Origin of the sequence: Amycolatopsis sp. cg9 (genome assembly GCF_041346945.1) — a bacterium.
Taxonomy (GTDB): Bacteria; Actinomycetota; Actinomycetes; order Mycobacteriales; family Pseudonocardiaceae; genus Amycolatopsis.
Window position 1 is genome coordinate 2,135,096 of record NZ_CP166850.1, and the last position, 12,700, is coordinate 2,147,795.

A 12,700-nucleotide genomic window follows, 5' to 3' on the forward strand; every position below is an offset into this window, starting at 1 on the left:
GGCTCAGAACGGCCGGTCGCCCGCGATGGCGACGCGCTCCGCGATCCGGACGTGCGGGTGGTAGTCGTTGACCGCGTAGTGCTGCGTCGCGCGGTTGTCCCAGAAGGCCACCGAGTTGGGCCGCCAGCTGAACCGGACCTGGAACTCCGGCGTGTGGGCCTGCAGGAACAGGTACCGCAGGAGCCGGTCGCTCTCGGCGCGGTCCATGCCGACGATGTGCGTGGTGAACGCCTGGTTGACGAACAGGGTGCGCCGCCCGGTCTCCGGGTGCGTCCGGACCACCGGGTGCTCGACCGGCGGGAACTCGTCCTGCCACCGCGCGAGGAGCGCGGGATCGGAGAACCGGTCGAAGCCCGGGAGGTAGTCGTGCACGGCGGTGAGCCCGTCGATGCGCGCGCGGACGTCCGCGGGCAGGTTGTCGTAGGCGGCGGCCATGTCGGCCCACATCGTGTCCCCGCCGACCGGCGGCACCTCGATCAGCCGCAGCACCGAGCCGAGCGCCGGGTTCGGCCGCCAGGTGACGTCGACGTGCCAGATGTTCTCGTAGCCGGGCATGGCCGCGGTGCGCTCGAAGCGCGTGACGGCGTCGTCGTCGCCCTTCGGGATGAACGGGTTGGTCTCCAGCTCGCCCCAGTTCGCGGCGAACGCGCGCTGCTGCGCCGACGTGATGTCCTGGTCGCGGAAGAAGATCACCTTCCACTCGAGCAGCGCGCGGTTGAGCTCTTCGCGCAGCTCGGGGGTGAGCGGCTCGCGAAGGTCGACGCCCTCGACCTCGGCGCCGATCACCCGGCCCAGCGGCCGGAGGGTGAACAGCTCGAACTCCTCCCGCGGATCCCGCAGCAGGCGCGGGCCTTCGACGATGCCACCGGCGGGGGTCACGGCCTCGCGCAGCTGAATCCGGGCAGGCAGGTCTACGGACATGGTTGTGCTCCAAGGGTTTTCGGGAGTGTGCGGACGCCGGGCTCGCGTCAGGCAGGGGGCGAGCCCAGGCGGCCGCGGCGCAGCAGGAGCTCCACGACGCCCTCTCCGATCGACCGCTTCACGGCGCGGTCGAGCCACCGGACGGGGATGCGTTCCGAGGTGGCAGGCATGACCCCATGGTCCGCGCCGTCCCGCCTTGCGGTCAAGACGTCCACTTGTTGGAACGTGCCGAACGGCGCAGGTCACCGCGATGCGAGCGGCGCGGGCGCATGAGGCAAGATCTTCCACGATCGGGTGAGCGCCCTTGACGACGGAGGTCCCCATGCCGGAAGGCAGAGGCTCGCGGATCGACAGTGACGTGCCGGAGCTCCGCTCCGGGGCCGGGGGCTCCGCCACCCGGAACCCCCGGAAGAACGGTGATGTGCCGGAGCTCCGCTCCGGGGCCGGGGGCTCCGCCACCCGGAACCCCCGGAAGAACGGTGATGTGCCGGAGCTCCGCCCCGGGGTTTTCGCCGCCCGGAGCGCCCCGAAGCGGCTGGACCGGCTCCGCGAGGCGGCCGACCTGCTCGACCAGGCGACGGCCGCCGACGACAAGGCCGCGGGCCGGTTCGCCGAGGCCCGCGTCGACTCGACGCCGTTCGGCATCTCACCGCAGGCCCGCGAGCTGGCGGCCCGCTGGGCGGCCGCACTGGCCGCGCGCGAGGCCGACGCCCGCGTCCTGGGCGACGCGACGTCCGACCTGGCGGGCCGGCTCCGCATGGCGGCGGAGAGCACCCGGAGCACCGGCTTCCGGGGCCGGCTCGCGGTGGCCCCGTGACCGCCCTCGCCGAGGTCTTCGAACACCCGGCCCTGACGTCGGCGGCGTCCGCGCTGTCCTCGCTGCGGGCCGCGGCGGGCCGCATCGGCGTCCCGGACCCGGTCGCGGCGCTGCGGCACCTGGACTGCGCCCCGTCCGCGATCCGCACCTCGGCGTCGACGGTCGACGCGGGATCACTGGTGGTGACCGCGGCGCAGGCGGAGTTCCGCACCGGCGTCGACCGCGCGGAAACCGGCGGCAGCACGGAAACGTTCGGCACCTGGGCGGACACAGTGGACGGTCAGTACGGCGCAGCCGCCCGAGCGGCCGCCGCAACGGCCGCGTTGGGCGCCCGGATCGCCGCGCGCCTGGACGAACTGGCGGAGTCGGCGGCCTCGGAGGTGTGCGCCATCGCGTCCGCCGCTTCGGCGTCGGTGGCCGCGGTGCTGACGGGCGACCGCTCGGCCGAGGTGGTCAGCGACGTCAACACCGCGTGCACCGCCGTGCTGCGAACGGTTTCCGCGAAGGTGGCGTCGCTGTCTTCGCTGGCGGAGGAACTGGAGCCGTTGACGACTCCCGCCGTCGAGCTCAGCTGAAGTGTTCGCGCGCCCACTCTTCGAAGGACCGCGCGGGATGCCCGGTCACCTTCGCGACGTCCAGCGAGACGGGCTCCGGGTCATCGACGAGTGACGCCCAGTGGGCGAGCGCGCCGGCTGCGAATTCCGCACCCGTGTAGTGGGCCAGCTCCGCTTTTGCTTCTCCTTCCGGCTGTTCTTCCCACCGGACAGGTGTGTTCAGTGCTTCACCGATGATCTTGGCCTGCTCGGCCTGGCTGAGCGCTTCCGGGCCGGTGACGAGATGGATCTCCTGGCGGTGGTCTTCGGTGAGCGCCTTGACGGCCATGTCGGCGACGTCGCGTTCGTGGACGAGCGAGCGTCTGGCTTGCCCGTACGGGCCCCTGACGACGCCACTAGCAGCTTGCTGAGCCCAGCCGAGGGTGTTGGTGGCGAGGCCGGTGACGCGCAGGAAGGTCCAGTCGTCGGTGACCTTCCGGACGGCGGCCTCGACGTCTCCCCAGACACCGCCGTCTTCCGCGGACATGGCGGAGAGGTAGACGATCTTCTTGCCCTCGAAGGGTTTCACGGCTTGTTCGATGCCTTCGGCGGTGAAGAAGGGCCAGATGAGGTAGACGGCATCGACGCCGTTCGCGGCTTGGGCGGGGTCCCTGACGTCGCCCACGACGACGTCGACCCCTCCGGGTGCCTTGGCGGGGTCGCGAACGAGAACCCGGACGTCGACACCCTTCAGCCCGGCGACGACGTGCCGCCCGGAGTGGCCGGTGGCTCCGGTGACGAGAACCTTCATGGAGTGCTCCTTGATCAGCTGGTGCCGACCACGGTCACACTTCAAGTTCCCTTCAAGTCAAGCGTCACGGGCTCATGGCCGGCTGTGGCAACAATTCCCTGACGAATACCACGCTCGGTGAAACCACATCGATCACCTCGAGCCCCTCGGCCACCTCCGTGACCCAGCCGAACTTCACGGGCATCGTATTGGCGACGTGCAGCGGCGGCTCGTCGGAGACGTTGACCAGCATCGACCCCACGAACGCCGTTCAGGCCACCCGGCATTTCACCTTGGCACCCGGGGATTCCGCCGCCATGAACTGCCTCGCTTCCGTTCCGACCGGCCAAGTGCTTCGCCAGCAGTTCAACCGGGACTTCACCCGCATGGCCGTCGCCACCACCGGCATGCCCGAAGGCGGGGTGCACATCGGCTACGTGGACAACGACGTGAGCAACATCTTCACCAATCTGACGCCACCGGCCTCCGGCTACGCGGACCCGCCGAACCAGAAGGTTCCGGTCTTCAACCCCGCCACCGGAAGGATTTGGTTCACGAGCGTCGTCGCAAGGTACTGGAAGCGACCAGCACGCAGAGATCTTCTACTTCACCCCGGACGGGAAGATTCCGATCGGTTTGGCAACCGGTGCGTACGACATCTACTCCCTCGACGGGACGACCGAGGTCGACTACTCGATCAACTATCGGATCGGCGACGAGGGGGAGGTCGACAATTCGACGCCTCCTGCCGAGCTTTCGGACGGCGCGGAAACCTGCTGGCCGAAGTGGTTCATGACCGCCGACACGTTCTTCTGCCTGCCCACCGATCGCACTCAGATATTCAAGATGACGATCAGCGCCGATCGCAGGAAGATCGTCCAGACCGCATTGCTGCCACGAACCAGGCAGCCGGTCAGCGACGTGGTCGCGAACCCGGCCGGTACCGAAGTGGCGTTCGTGTCGTCGGTGAGCGGCGGGCCCGCCCTCTACACCGTGTCCACCGCCGGGAGCAGCGCGCCGAAAAAGGTCGCAGACCTCGCCGACGAGGCCGGACGTCCCATCGACTGGACTCAGTAGCCAACGCAACGGACCCCCGGCCAGCTGGGCTGACCGGGGGTCCGGATGAGAGCGGTGGCGGTGGGATTTGAACCCACGGACGGGATTAACCGTCACACGATTTCGAGTCGTGCTCCTTCGGCCGCTCGGACACGCCACCGCCGAGAACAATACCGGAGGGCCCGGCGCCCGCTCACGAGGGGTCGCCCGCACCGCCCGCACGCCACCTGACCTGGGCTTCCCGGAGTGCGCCCCGGGCGCGCGTGCGCAGGTCGTGGGCCGCCTCGCGGGCCTGGGCTCCGCGGCGCTGGACCAGGCCCGCCACCTGGAGCCTGCGGTTGCCCGTCGCCGAACCGAACTTCTGACGAGCGCCGCCGACCGTCTGCTGGATCTTGTGCTTCATCGTCATGCTGCGGGAGTACCCAAAAACGTCAGCGACGCATCGCGAAGTACGTCTCGAGCAGCCCGGCGCACTCGTCCACGAGCACTCCACCGTGGACTTCCGGGCGGTGGTTGAGACGTCGGTCACGCACGACGTCCCACAGCGACCCCACCGCGCCCGTCTTCGGCTCCCACGCCCCGAACACCAGCCGTGAGATGCGAGCGAGGACCAGGGCGCCCGCGCACATCGTGCACGGCTCCAGCGTCACCGCCAGGGTGCAGCCCTCCAGCCGCCAGCCGTCGCCGACCACGCCGGCCGCCGCGCGCAACGCGAGGATCTCGGCGTGGGCCGTCGGGTCGCCGAGCTCCGTGCGCGCGTTGCGGGCCGCCGCCAGGGGGCGCCCGTCGGGGGCGAACACGACCGCCCCGATCGGGACGTCCGCGCCGGGAGCGCGCGCGGCTTCCAGCGCCGCCTCCACGGCCTCGGTGTCGGACGGGCGTCTCAGAGCTCGTCCAGGAGCTTGGCGAACTCGCTGCCGAACCCGCAGCGCTGCGCGACCATCTGCAGCTGTTCGTCCGGGTACAGGTCGACCTCGCCGACGATGACCTCCAGCTCCGGCCCGGGCAGCCCGAGGTCCGCCAGGAGCCCCAGGTCACCCTCCGGCCAGACGGAGTCGTCCTCCTCGTCCGGTGGATCGACGCGCAGGACGTCGAGGACGTCCGCCGCGATGTCGTAGTCCAACGCCGCCGCCGCGTCCGAAAGCAGCAACGACGGCCCACGCGGGCTCGGCCGGACGATCACGAAGAACTCGTCATCGACCGCCAACAGCCCGAAGGCCGCACCGGTGGAACGTAGTTTGCCCAGTTCAGTGATCGCCGCGTCCAGTTCGGTCAGGGCACCCGGGTCGAGCGCGCTGCACCGCCACCGACCGTCTTCCCGGACCACGGCCACCGCGAACCCCGTGACCGGCTCTTCCACCGCCATGCGCACACCGTATTCCGCTGCCCGACCGAACGCACGCACGGTGCGCCCGAAGCGCCGCATGGGGCACTATCGGGACCATGACCGGCCCCACTGACCTGCCCACCCTGCCCGGCACGCCGTTCGCCGGCCTCCTCGACGACGCGCGGGCGCTGCAAGATCGCACGGTCGCGCTCCGCCGCGCCGTCCACCGCCGGCCGGAGCAGGGCCTGCACCTGCCGCACACCCAGGCGGCGATCCGGGACGCGCTCGCCGACCTGCCGCTGGAGATCACCGAGGGCAAGGCCACGACGTCGCTGACGGCCGTCCTGCGCGGCGCCCGGCCCGGTCCGGCCGTACTGCTGCGCGGCGACATGGACGCGCTGCCGCTGACCGAGGAGACCGGGCTCGACTTCGCGTCGGAGGACGAGGAGTCGATGCACGCGTGCGGGCACGACACGCACGTCGCGATGCTGGCGTCCGCGGCCCGGCTGCTCGCCGGGCGCAAGGATCAGCTGGCCGGCTCGGTCGTCTTCATGTTCCAGCCCGGCGAAGAGGGGCACCACGGCGCCCGGTTCATGATCCACGAAGGCGTGCTGGACGCCGCCGGGACGCGGGCCGAGCGCGCATTCGGCGTGCACATCCTCGCCAACGCGCCCAGCGGGCTGCTGCAGCTGCGGCCCGGTCCGCTGATGGCGTCGGCGGACTCGTTCACCGTGCGCGTCACCGGCAAGGGCGGCCACGGCTCCGCGCCGCAGCACACGATCGACCCGGTGCCGGCGGCCGCGGCGATGGTCGGCGCGCTGCACACGATGATCACGCGCCGGGTCAGCGTGTTCGACCCCGCGGTGCTCTCGGTGACCCGGATCCAGGCCGGCACGACGTCCAACATCATCCCGGAGACCGCCGAGCTCGAAGGCACCATCCGCACGCTGTCCGAGCAGACGCGCGCGCTGGTCCGCGCCGAGCTGCCCAAGGTGTGCGAGCAGGTCGGCGCGGCGTACGGCTGCCGCGTGGTCGCCGACGTCGAGCCCGGCTACCCGGTGACCGTCAACGACGACCGGGTCGCGGCCGAGGTGCTGCGCCTCGGCGCGACCGTGCTGGGGCCGGAGAACGTCGAGCTGCTCGCCGACCCCCTGATGGGCGCCGAGGACTTTTCCTACGTCCTGCAACGCGTTCCCGGCGCCTACGCGTTCCTCGGCGCGTGTCCGCCCGGCGTCGACCCGGCCGAGGCGGCGGCGAACCACTCCAACCGCGTCATCTTCGACGAGGACGCAATGCCGAGCGGCGTCGCGATGCTCGCTGCTTTCGCGCTGGACTCCCTCCGCTAAGGCCCGGTCCGCGACGGGCGGCCGTCTTCCAGGTGGCCGGCGAAGCGGCGGCGCCACCCCGGGACCTCGAAAGCGACGTCGTACCAGCCGTTCCGCGTCGGCACGGGGAAGTCGCGCGAGCCACCCGGCGGGACCACGACGTCGTTCAGCGTGACCGGGGACGGCCCGCTGTTGGTCACCGTGACCCGCAGCGCGGGCGTGCTCACGAAGGTGACGGCGGCGTCGAGACCGGGGCCGCCCGAGGCTTCGACGACGAAGCCGTTCGGGCCGTGGATCGCGACGTCGTACGACCCGGCGTGCGGGATCCGGCCGGTGACCTCCCCGTTCGGCGGGACGTCGAAGCGCTGCGGCGGCCCGCCGACGTGGTAGGCGTACGCGGCCAGCTGCAGCGCCTGCGTCCCGTGGTTGGCCAGGTGCAGCTTCAGCGCACTGGGCTCGACCTCCGCCCAGGCGACCGGCTGGTACGGCAGCGGGCGCGCCTTGGCCGTGCCGGGCTCCTGCACGAGCGCGCCCGGCCGGACCCGGGGCTTCGGCAGCTTCGACTGCGTCCGGTCGGCTTCGGCGCGCAACGCGTCGGCGTCCGGCAGCAGCGGGATCGTCGTGTCGTGCGTGCGGAAGTCGAAGCAGCTGGTCAGGTCGCCGCAGATGGCGCGGCGCCACGCCGAGATGTTCGGCTCGCGCACCCCGGTCCACGTCTCGAGGAAGCGCAGCACCGACGTGTGGTCGAAGACCTGCGAGTTCACCCAGCCGCCGCGGCTCCACGGCGAGACGACGGTCATCGGCACCCGCGGCCCCAGCCCGATCGGCGCGGGCGCCCCGGACGGCTCGCCCTTCTCCGGCCGGTTTCCCGGCAGGTACTCGCCGGGCGTGCCGGGCGGCGGCGCCGGCGGGACGACGTGGTCGAAGAAGCCGTCGTTTTCGTCGTAGTTGATGAAGACGACGGTGGATTCCCAGAGCGACGGCTTGTCCCACAACGCCTTCAACATCCGCTGGATGTAGGCGGCGCCGTCGACCGGCCGGGCGGCGGGGTGCTCGCAATAGCCGTACGGCGCCACGACCCAGGACACCGCGGGCAGCGTGCCGGCCGCGCAGTCGGCGAGGAACTCGGCCAGCACGTGGTCGACGTCCTTCCCGCGACCCGAGTCGGGCTTGAGCTTCTTGCGCAGGTTCGCGCGCTCGGCCAGCCGCCGCTTCACGGGGTCCATCGAGTACAGCGCGTCGTGGTAGTTCTGGAACAGCCACAACGGGTTGTCGCCGTAGTCGCCGACGAAGTGCTCGGGGACGCCGCGCTCTTCGTCGTTCGCGTAGATCCGCCACGAGACTCCCGCCGACTCCAGCCGTTCGGGGTAGGTCGGCCAGCGGAACGAGGGCTCGTAGTCGGGTGCGTTGCGCGTCGCGGGCCCGCCGGCGACGCCGTCCGGGTCGATCGTGCCGGTCCAGTGGAACAGCCGGTTCGGGTGCGTCGGGCCCTGGAGCGAGCAGAAGTAGTTGTCGCACAGGGTGAACGCGCTCGCCAGTGCGTGCTGGAACGGGATGTCGTCGCGGGTGAAGTACCCCATCGTCATGGGGCTCTTCGCCGCGATCCAGCCGTCGTACGCGCCGTCGTTCCACGCGCGGTGCGTGCTGTTCCAGTCGTGCGGCAGCTCGCCGAGGTCCTGACCGTCCACAACGGACGTGTCGATCCGGAACGGCAGCACCGGGTCGCCGGCGCCGCGCTGGCGGAAGACGTCGCGAAGCGCCGCGCGGTCACCGAAGCCGCGTACGCCCGCCATGGTGCCGTAGTAGTGGTCGAACGACCGGTTCTCCTGCATCAGCACCACGACGTGGCGGACGTCGTCGATCGTGCCCTTCCGCGACGCGGGGGCGCAGGCGGCGGACAGCGCGCCGGCCACGGTGACCGCGGCCGCGCCGCCCAGCACCGTGCGCCGCCGGATCCGGCTCATGTCCACCTCCTCGTCCCCAGGTCAGCGGCCTGACCGGAGTACCTTTCCCGCCGAGAGAGGTGAAGCCATGCTCAACTCAGCGGAATTGGTCGCCTTCGCACCGTCGAGCGACCTCGAGCGCTCGCGCGCCTTCTACACGGATGTCGCCGGGCTCGAGTTCATCGAGCAAACCCCCTTCGCTGTCGTGTTCCGGAGTGGCCGGACGATGGTGCGCGTCACCGCCGTGGCCGAGTTCACGCCGCAGCCGTTCACGGTGCTCGGCTGGGCGGTCGCCGACATCCGGGCGGCCGTCACCGAGCTGCGTGGCCGCGGTGTCGAGTTCCTCACGTTCGACACGCTGCCACAGGACACCGACAAAATCTGGAGCACGCCCGGCGGGCGGATCGCGTGGTTCCGCGATCCGGACGGCAACGTGCTGTCGCTGACGGAGTTCACTGGCAATTAAACAACAGTGTTGATTTAATAGGCGGCATGACCGAACCCGACGCCCTCGCCCAGCTCGCCGAGCAGGAGGAACGCCTCCAGTTCACGAAGTTCGACAACGAGACGGCGCTCGCCCTCGGCCAGCAGCTGCTCACGGCCGCGCGCGACCGCGGACTGCCGGTGACGGTCTCGGTCCGCCGCAACGGCCAGCGCCTCTTCCACGCGGCCCTGCCGGGCACGTCGGCCGACAACGACGCCTGGATCGACCGCAAGAGCCGGGTGGTGGACCGCTACGGCCACAGCTCCTTCCTGGTCGGCACCCGGTTCCGCGCCAACGGCGGCTCGTTCGAGGAGGACAGCCGCCTGGACCCGGACCAGTACGCCGCCCACGGCGGGGTGTTCCCGGTGCTGGTCCGCGGCGTCGGCCCGGTCGGGACGGTCGGGGTGTCGGGGCTCCCGCAGGCCGAGGACCACGCGTTCGTCGTCGAGCAGCTGGAGCTGTTCCTGGGTTAGCCCCGCAGGTTGCCGAGCACGAACTCGGCGGTCTTCAGGACGCCACCGCAGCGGTCCTTGTCCCAGTAGACCGAGGGTGCTCCGTTGCCGTGGTAGCTGAAGATCAGCATGTCCGAGTCGGTGACGCCGATGGCGACGTCGCAGTTGTCCGGCCCCGGCATCTCGTGGAAGATCGCGGCCGGCAACCCGGAGATCGACACCCCGCTCCATGGATCGAGCGCTCCGGACTCGCGTCGCGACGAGTCCTTGAGGGCCTCGAGCGTCTTGGGTTCCGTGAGCGACTTCAGCGCGGAGACGGCTGGCGACTTCCCGCTGGTCCAGACGCAGCCCGCGGCCACGGCGGTGAACGACCTGCGCGGCGTCACGATGTCCGGCGGATCGGCGACGACGGCAGCCACCTGCTCCTTGGTGAGCAGCGAGCAGGGATCAGCGTCGAACTTCGCCAGGTCGACCGGCTGCCGCACCGGCGTCAACGGCAAGGCCGGACCGGTCTGCGGTGGCAACGGCGGTTCGAGAAGAGTCGTTTTCAGCCTGGAGGGCCCGCAGGCGGTGAGCAGTGCCCCGGCGAGGATCGCGGCGAGGACCAATGGAGACGAACGCGTTCGCATCGTGCTCACTCCGGCCAAGCCGACCATGACCGCATCACGGCGTCGTTCATCCCCGACCCCCTACTCCAGGTCCCGTCGCGATGACGGAACGTGCCCGTCCAGCACGATGCTGCGGACCCCCGACAAGCCACCACGCCCCGAAAAAGAACCGGCCGAAATCACATCCCCTTGCTACCGTCAATCCCGTGAAGCGCGCATTGACGACGACGCCGGAGAGTGTCCCGGCGCGCTGAACCACGCATTCCAGCCCGGGGCGGTCGCCCCGGGCTTCGTCTTGTGGTGCACCGCCTCGCCGTTCCCGAGGAGTCCACAATGCACGACCACCGCAAGCTCGGCCGCGAACTCGGCCTGTTCGGTTCCGACCCGCTGATCGGCGCGGGCCTGCCCTACTGGCTGCCCGACGGCGCCGAGATCCGGCACAGCCTGGAGGAATACGTCCGCGGCCTCGAACGGCGCGCGGGGTACCGGCACGTCCATTCGCCCGTGCTCGGCAAACGCGAGCTGTACGAGATTTCCGGGCACTGGGCGCACTACCGCGACGACATGTACCCGCCCATGGACGTCGGCGGCGAGCAGCTCGTGCTGCGGCCCAGCCTGTGCCCGCACCACGCGCTGATCTACCGGTCACGCGGCCGCAGCCACCGCGAACTGCCGCTGCGGATCGCCGAACTCGGCGGGATGTACCGCAGCGAGCTGTCCGGGGTCCTCGGCGGGCTGGGCCGGGTGCGCGCCATCCAGCTCAACGACGCGCACGTCTTCTGCCGTCTCGACCAGGTCGAAGCCGAGGCGGTCGCGGCACTGGCGCTGATCCGGCAGGCCTACGACGCGCTCGGCATCAGCGCGGCGCGCTACCGGCTTTCCCTGCCCGGTGCCGGCGGCAAGTACGTGGCCGGGAATTGGGATCGCGCCGCGGAAATCCTGCGTTCCGTGCTCGATCGGAGCGGGCTCCCGTACGACGCCGTCGAAGGGGAAGCGGCTTTCTACGGGCCCAAGATCGACGTCCAGATCGCCGACAATGCCGGTCGCGAATCGACCCTGTCCACCGTTCAGGTCGATTTTCACCAGCCCGCGCGGTTCGACCTCGAATACGTCGGTGCGGACGCGGCGAAACACCGGCCGGTCATGGTGCACCGCAGCATCATCGGCAGCGTCGAACGCGCGGTGGCGCAGCTGATCGAAGTGCACGGCGGCGCGTTCCCGGCCTGGCTCGCGCCGGTGCAGCTGCGGTTGCTCCCGCTTTCCGAGGCCGAAGTGCCGTACGCGCGCGAAGTCCTCGATCGCTGCGGCGACCTGCGGGCCGAAATCGCGGCCGAAGGCAGCCTCGGCGCCCGGATCCGGGACGGGCGGCTGGTGCCGTTCCAGGCCGTGCTCGGACCGGAGGAGGTCGCCGCGGGGCGGCTTTCGCTGCGGTTGCGGGACGGCAGCCGGCTCGACGCGCGACCGGCCGAAGAGGCGCTCGCCTGGCTCAGGGCCGAGAGCTCGCCGCCGTCAGCCAGTCGAGGACCGGGGTCAGGCTTTCCGGCCGCGCCCAGCCGTTGATCACCGCGAGCAGTTCCAGGTAGCGCTCACGGCGTGGGTTGTTGACGGTCTCGAGCCACTCCCGCAGTTCGCGGGGGTCGCGGCCCAGGCCGTCGACGATCGACGCCGCTTCCGGCGCGTCCGGAGCGATTCCCGCTTCGAGCGCCGGCGTGACGGCGGCGCGCACCTCGGCGGCCAGGTCGCGGCGGAGACCGGTTTCGTGCCGGTCGGCGAGCCGGCGCAGGGCGGCGCGGAACTCCGCGTCGCGCGTCAGCTCGGCCAGCGCGATCCACGCCTCGAGCTGCTCGGGGCTCGGGTCCGCCGGCAGTTCCGGGGTCAGCGTTCGCGCGATCCCGGCCAGGCCGGGACGGTCACCCAGCGCTTCGGCCAGGAACTCGCCGACCAGGTGCCGTCGTTCCACTTCGGACAGTCGGGCCAGTTCGTGCACGAGTTTCGTCTCCTCCGTGGTCGAGCCGCGGCCGGCGATCGCCGTCAGCACCGCTTGGCGCAGCCGCAGCACGCGGATCTCCGCTTCCAGCGCCTCCGCGTGCCGTGCCGCGATGTCGGCGATCGCGACTTCGCCGTCGGTGATCCGGCCGATCGTGGCGAGGTCGAGGCCGAGTTCGCGCAGGGTGCGGACGAGGTCGAGCCGGTCGAGGGCGGCGTCGTCGTACCGGCGCTGACCTGCGGCGTTGCGCCCGGACGGTGGCACGAGACCGCGATCCGAATAGAACCGGACGGCCTTGATCGTCAGTCCCGTCCGCCGGGCCAGCTCGCCGATCGAATACCGCATGCCGCCAGCCTGGCAGCTCCCCTCGGGGGAGCCGCAAGCCCTGATTCACCCCATCGTGTCGATCACCTGTTCGACGATTCGCGGTAACGTGGATCACATGAGCCAACGAGCA

General features: G+C 70.9%; 17 protein-coding genes and 1 tRNA gene. 7 read left to right on the forward strand and 11 right to left on the reverse strand.

Annotated features, from left to right (window positions below; all coding sequences use genetic code 11):
- Positions 1–3 precede the first annotated feature (3 nt).
- Both AB5J73_RS09880 and AB5J73_RS09885 read right to left on the reverse strand, forming a co-directional pair.
- Positions 4–921 carry a TauD/TfdA dioxygenase family protein gene (locus tag AB5J73_RS09880; protein ID WP_370969389.1) on the reverse strand — a complete coding sequence of 306 codons (918 nt, stop codon included), beginning with the start codon at positions 919–921 and terminating at the stop codon, positions 4–6.
- A gap of 47 nt (positions 922–968) precedes the next feature.
- The gene (locus AB5J73_RS09885; protein ID WP_370969390.1) at positions 969–1,091 is read right to left on the reverse strand and encodes a hypothetical protein; all 123 of its coding nucleotides are present in this window, start codon (positions 1,089–1,091) and stop codon (positions 969–971) included.
- Positions 1,092–1,405: 314 nt separating this feature from the next.
- On the opposite strand from AB5J73_RS09885, the gene AB5J73_RS09890 reads away from it, so the two are divergent.
- Positions 1,406–1,738, forward strand: coding sequence for a hypothetical protein (locus AB5J73_RS09890; RefSeq protein ID WP_370969391.1), 333 nt, complete (start codon positions 1,406–1,408; stop codon positions 1,736–1,738).
- Positions 1,735–2,313 carry a hypothetical protein gene (locus AB5J73_RS09895; protein WP_370969392.1) on the forward strand — a complete coding sequence of 193 codons (579 nt, stop codon included), beginning with the start codon at positions 1,735–1,737 and terminating at the stop codon, positions 2,311–2,313. The genes AB5J73_RS09890 and AB5J73_RS09895 overlap by 4 nt, the downstream gene beginning before the upstream one ends.
- Here the strand turns inward: AB5J73_RS09895 and AB5J73_RS09900 are convergent.
- Together AB5J73_RS09900 and AB5J73_RS09905 are read right to left on the reverse strand one after the other, a co-directional pair.
- A complete protein-coding gene (locus AB5J73_RS09900; protein ID WP_370969393.1) occupies positions 2,306–3,082 on the reverse strand; it encodes an SDR family oxidoreductase in 777 nt (258 codons plus the stop codon). The two genes, AB5J73_RS09895 and AB5J73_RS09900, sit on opposite strands and share 8 nt — an antisense overlap.
- Before the next feature lie 64 nt (positions 3,083–3,146).
- Positions 3,147–3,314 (reverse strand): hypothetical protein, encoded by a 168-nt coding sequence (locus AB5J73_RS09905; protein ID WP_370969394.1) that lies wholly within the window; start codon positions 3,312–3,314, stop codon positions 3,147–3,149.
- A 383-nt stretch (positions 3,315–3,697) separates the two neighbouring features.
- Here AB5J73_RS09905 and AB5J73_RS09910 point away from each other — a divergent pair, with 383 nt between their 5' ends.
- The gene (locus AB5J73_RS09910; protein WP_370969395.1) at positions 3,698–4,138 is read left to right on the forward strand and encodes a hypothetical protein; all 441 of its coding nucleotides are present in this window, start codon (positions 3,698–3,700) and stop codon (positions 4,136–4,138) included.
- A 52-nt stretch (positions 4,139–4,190) separates the two neighbouring features.
- Here the strand turns inward: AB5J73_RS09910 and AB5J73_RS09915 are convergent.
- The 4 genes from AB5J73_RS09915 to AB5J73_RS09930 all read right to left on the reverse strand — a co-directional run bounded on the left by AB5J73_RS09915 (position 4,191) and on the right by AB5J73_RS09930 (position 5,483).
- Positions 4,191–4,277 (reverse strand) — tRNA-Ser (locus AB5J73_RS09915).
- 33 nt (positions 4,278–4,310) lie between these two features.
- Entirely contained in the window at positions 4,311–4,526 is a 216-nt protein-coding gene (locus AB5J73_RS09920) for a CsbD family protein (RefSeq protein WP_370969396.1), read from the reverse strand.
- 22 nt (positions 4,527–4,548) lie between these two features.
- Positions 4,549–4,977 (reverse strand): nucleoside deaminase, encoded by a 429-nt coding sequence (locus AB5J73_RS09925; RefSeq protein WP_370969397.1) that lies wholly within the window; start codon positions 4,975–4,977, stop codon positions 4,549–4,551.
- Positions 4,978–5,000: 23 nt separating this feature from the next.
- Positions 5,001–5,483 carry a tRNA adenosine deaminase-associated protein gene (locus AB5J73_RS09930; protein WP_370969398.1) on the reverse strand — a complete coding sequence of 161 codons (483 nt, stop codon included), beginning with the start codon at positions 5,481–5,483 and terminating at the stop codon, positions 5,001–5,003.
- 77 nt (positions 5,484–5,560) lie between these two features.
- On the opposite strand from AB5J73_RS09930, the gene AB5J73_RS09935 reads away from it, so the two are divergent.
- Entirely contained in the window at positions 5,561–6,790 is a 1,230-nt protein-coding gene (locus AB5J73_RS09935) for a M20 family metallopeptidase (protein WP_370969399.1), read from the forward strand.
- Here AB5J73_RS09935 and AB5J73_RS09940 read toward each other — a convergent pair.
- Entirely contained in the window at positions 6,787–8,733 is a 1,947-nt protein-coding gene (locus AB5J73_RS09940) for a phosphocholine-specific phospholipase C (protein ID WP_370969400.1), read from the reverse strand. The genes AB5J73_RS09935 and AB5J73_RS09940 overlap by 4 nt on opposite strands.
- A 67-nt stretch (positions 8,734–8,800) precedes the next feature.
- Here AB5J73_RS09940 and AB5J73_RS09945 point away from each other — a divergent pair, with 67 nt between their 5' ends.
- Positions 8,801–9,178 carry a VOC family protein gene (locus AB5J73_RS09945; protein WP_370969401.1) on the forward strand — a complete coding sequence of 126 codons (378 nt, stop codon included), beginning with the start codon at positions 8,801–8,803 and terminating at the stop codon, positions 9,176–9,178.
- Positions 9,179–9,204: 26 nt separating this feature from the next.
- Complete coding sequence (locus tag AB5J73_RS09950) at positions 9,205–9,669, forward strand: heme-degrading domain-containing protein (RefSeq protein ID WP_370969402.1); 465 nt, start codon at positions 9,205–9,207, stop codon at positions 9,667–9,669.
- Here AB5J73_RS09950 and AB5J73_RS09955 read toward each other — a convergent pair.
- Positions 9,666–10,277, reverse strand: coding sequence for a DUF3558 domain-containing protein (locus AB5J73_RS09955; protein WP_370969403.1), 612 nt, complete (start codon positions 10,275–10,277; stop codon positions 9,666–9,668). The genes AB5J73_RS09950 and AB5J73_RS09955 overlap by 4 nt on opposite strands.
- A gap of 312 nt (positions 10,278–10,589) precedes the next feature.
- Between AB5J73_RS09955 and thrS the strand changes: the two genes are divergently transcribed.
- Complete coding sequence (gene thrS / locus AB5J73_RS09960; protein WP_370969404.1) at positions 10,590–11,816, forward strand: threonine--tRNA ligase; 1,227 nt, start codon at positions 10,590–10,592, stop codon at positions 11,814–11,816.
- Here the strand turns inward: thrS and AB5J73_RS09965 are convergent.
- The gene (locus tag AB5J73_RS09965; RefSeq protein WP_370969405.1) at positions 11,743–12,588 is read right to left on the reverse strand and encodes a MerR family transcriptional regulator; all 846 of its coding nucleotides are present in this window, start codon (positions 12,586–12,588) and stop codon (positions 11,743–11,745) included. The genes thrS and AB5J73_RS09965 overlap by 74 nt on opposite strands.
- Positions 12,589–12,700 lie beyond the last annotated feature (112 nt).

Excerpts from the sequence above, each read along its gene's own strand:
- AB5J73_RS09880 (WP_370969389.1), bottom strand. The coding sequence starts at position 921 with ATGTCCGTAGACCTGCCTGCCCGGATTCAGCTGCGCGAGGCCGTGACC.
- AB5J73_RS09885 (WP_370969390.1), bottom strand. The coding sequence starts at position 1,091 with ATGCCTGCCACCTCGGAACGCATCCCCGTCCGGTGGCTCGACCGCGCC.
- AB5J73_RS09900 (WP_370969393.1), bottom strand. The coding sequence starts at position 3,082 with ATGAAGGTTCTCGTCACCGGAGCCACCGGCCACTCCGGGCGGCACGTC.
- AB5J73_RS09905 (WP_370969394.1), bottom strand. The coding sequence starts at position 3,314 with ATGCTGGTCAACGTCTCCGACGAGCCGCCGCTGCACGTCGCCAATACG.
- AB5J73_RS09920 (WP_370969396.1), bottom strand. The coding sequence starts at position 4,526 with ATGACGATGAAGCACAAGATCCAGCAGACGGTCGGCGGCGCTCGTCAG.
- AB5J73_RS09930 (WP_370969398.1), bottom strand. The coding sequence starts at position 5,483 with ATGGCGGTGGAAGAGCCGGTCACGGGGTTCGCGGTGGCCGTGGTCCGG.
- AB5J73_RS09935 (WP_370969399.1), top strand. The coding sequence starts at position 5,561 with ATGACCGGCCCCACTGACCTGCCCACCCTGCCCGGCACGCCGTTCGCC.
- AB5J73_RS09940 (WP_370969400.1), bottom strand. The coding sequence starts at position 8,733 with ATGAGCCGGATCCGGCGGCGCACGGTGCTGGGCGGCGCGGCCGCGGTC.
- AB5J73_RS09945 (WP_370969401.1), top strand. The coding sequence starts at position 8,801 with ATGCTCAACTCAGCGGAATTGGTCGCCTTCGCACCGTCGAGCGACCTC.
- AB5J73_RS09950 (WP_370969402.1), top strand. The coding sequence starts at position 9,205 with ATGACCGAACCCGACGCCCTCGCCCAGCTCGCCGAGCAGGAGGAACGC.
- AB5J73_RS09955 (WP_370969403.1), bottom strand. The coding sequence starts at position 10,277 with ATGCGAACGCGTTCGTCTCCATTGGTCCTCGCCGCGATCCTCGCCGGG.
- thrS (WP_370969404.1), top strand. The coding sequence starts at position 10,590 with ATGCACGACCACCGCAAGCTCGGCCGCGAACTCGGCCTGTTCGGTTCC.
- AB5J73_RS09965 (WP_370969405.1), bottom strand. The coding sequence starts at position 12,588 with ATGCGGTATTCGATCGGCGAGCTGGCCCGGCGGACGGGACTGACGATC.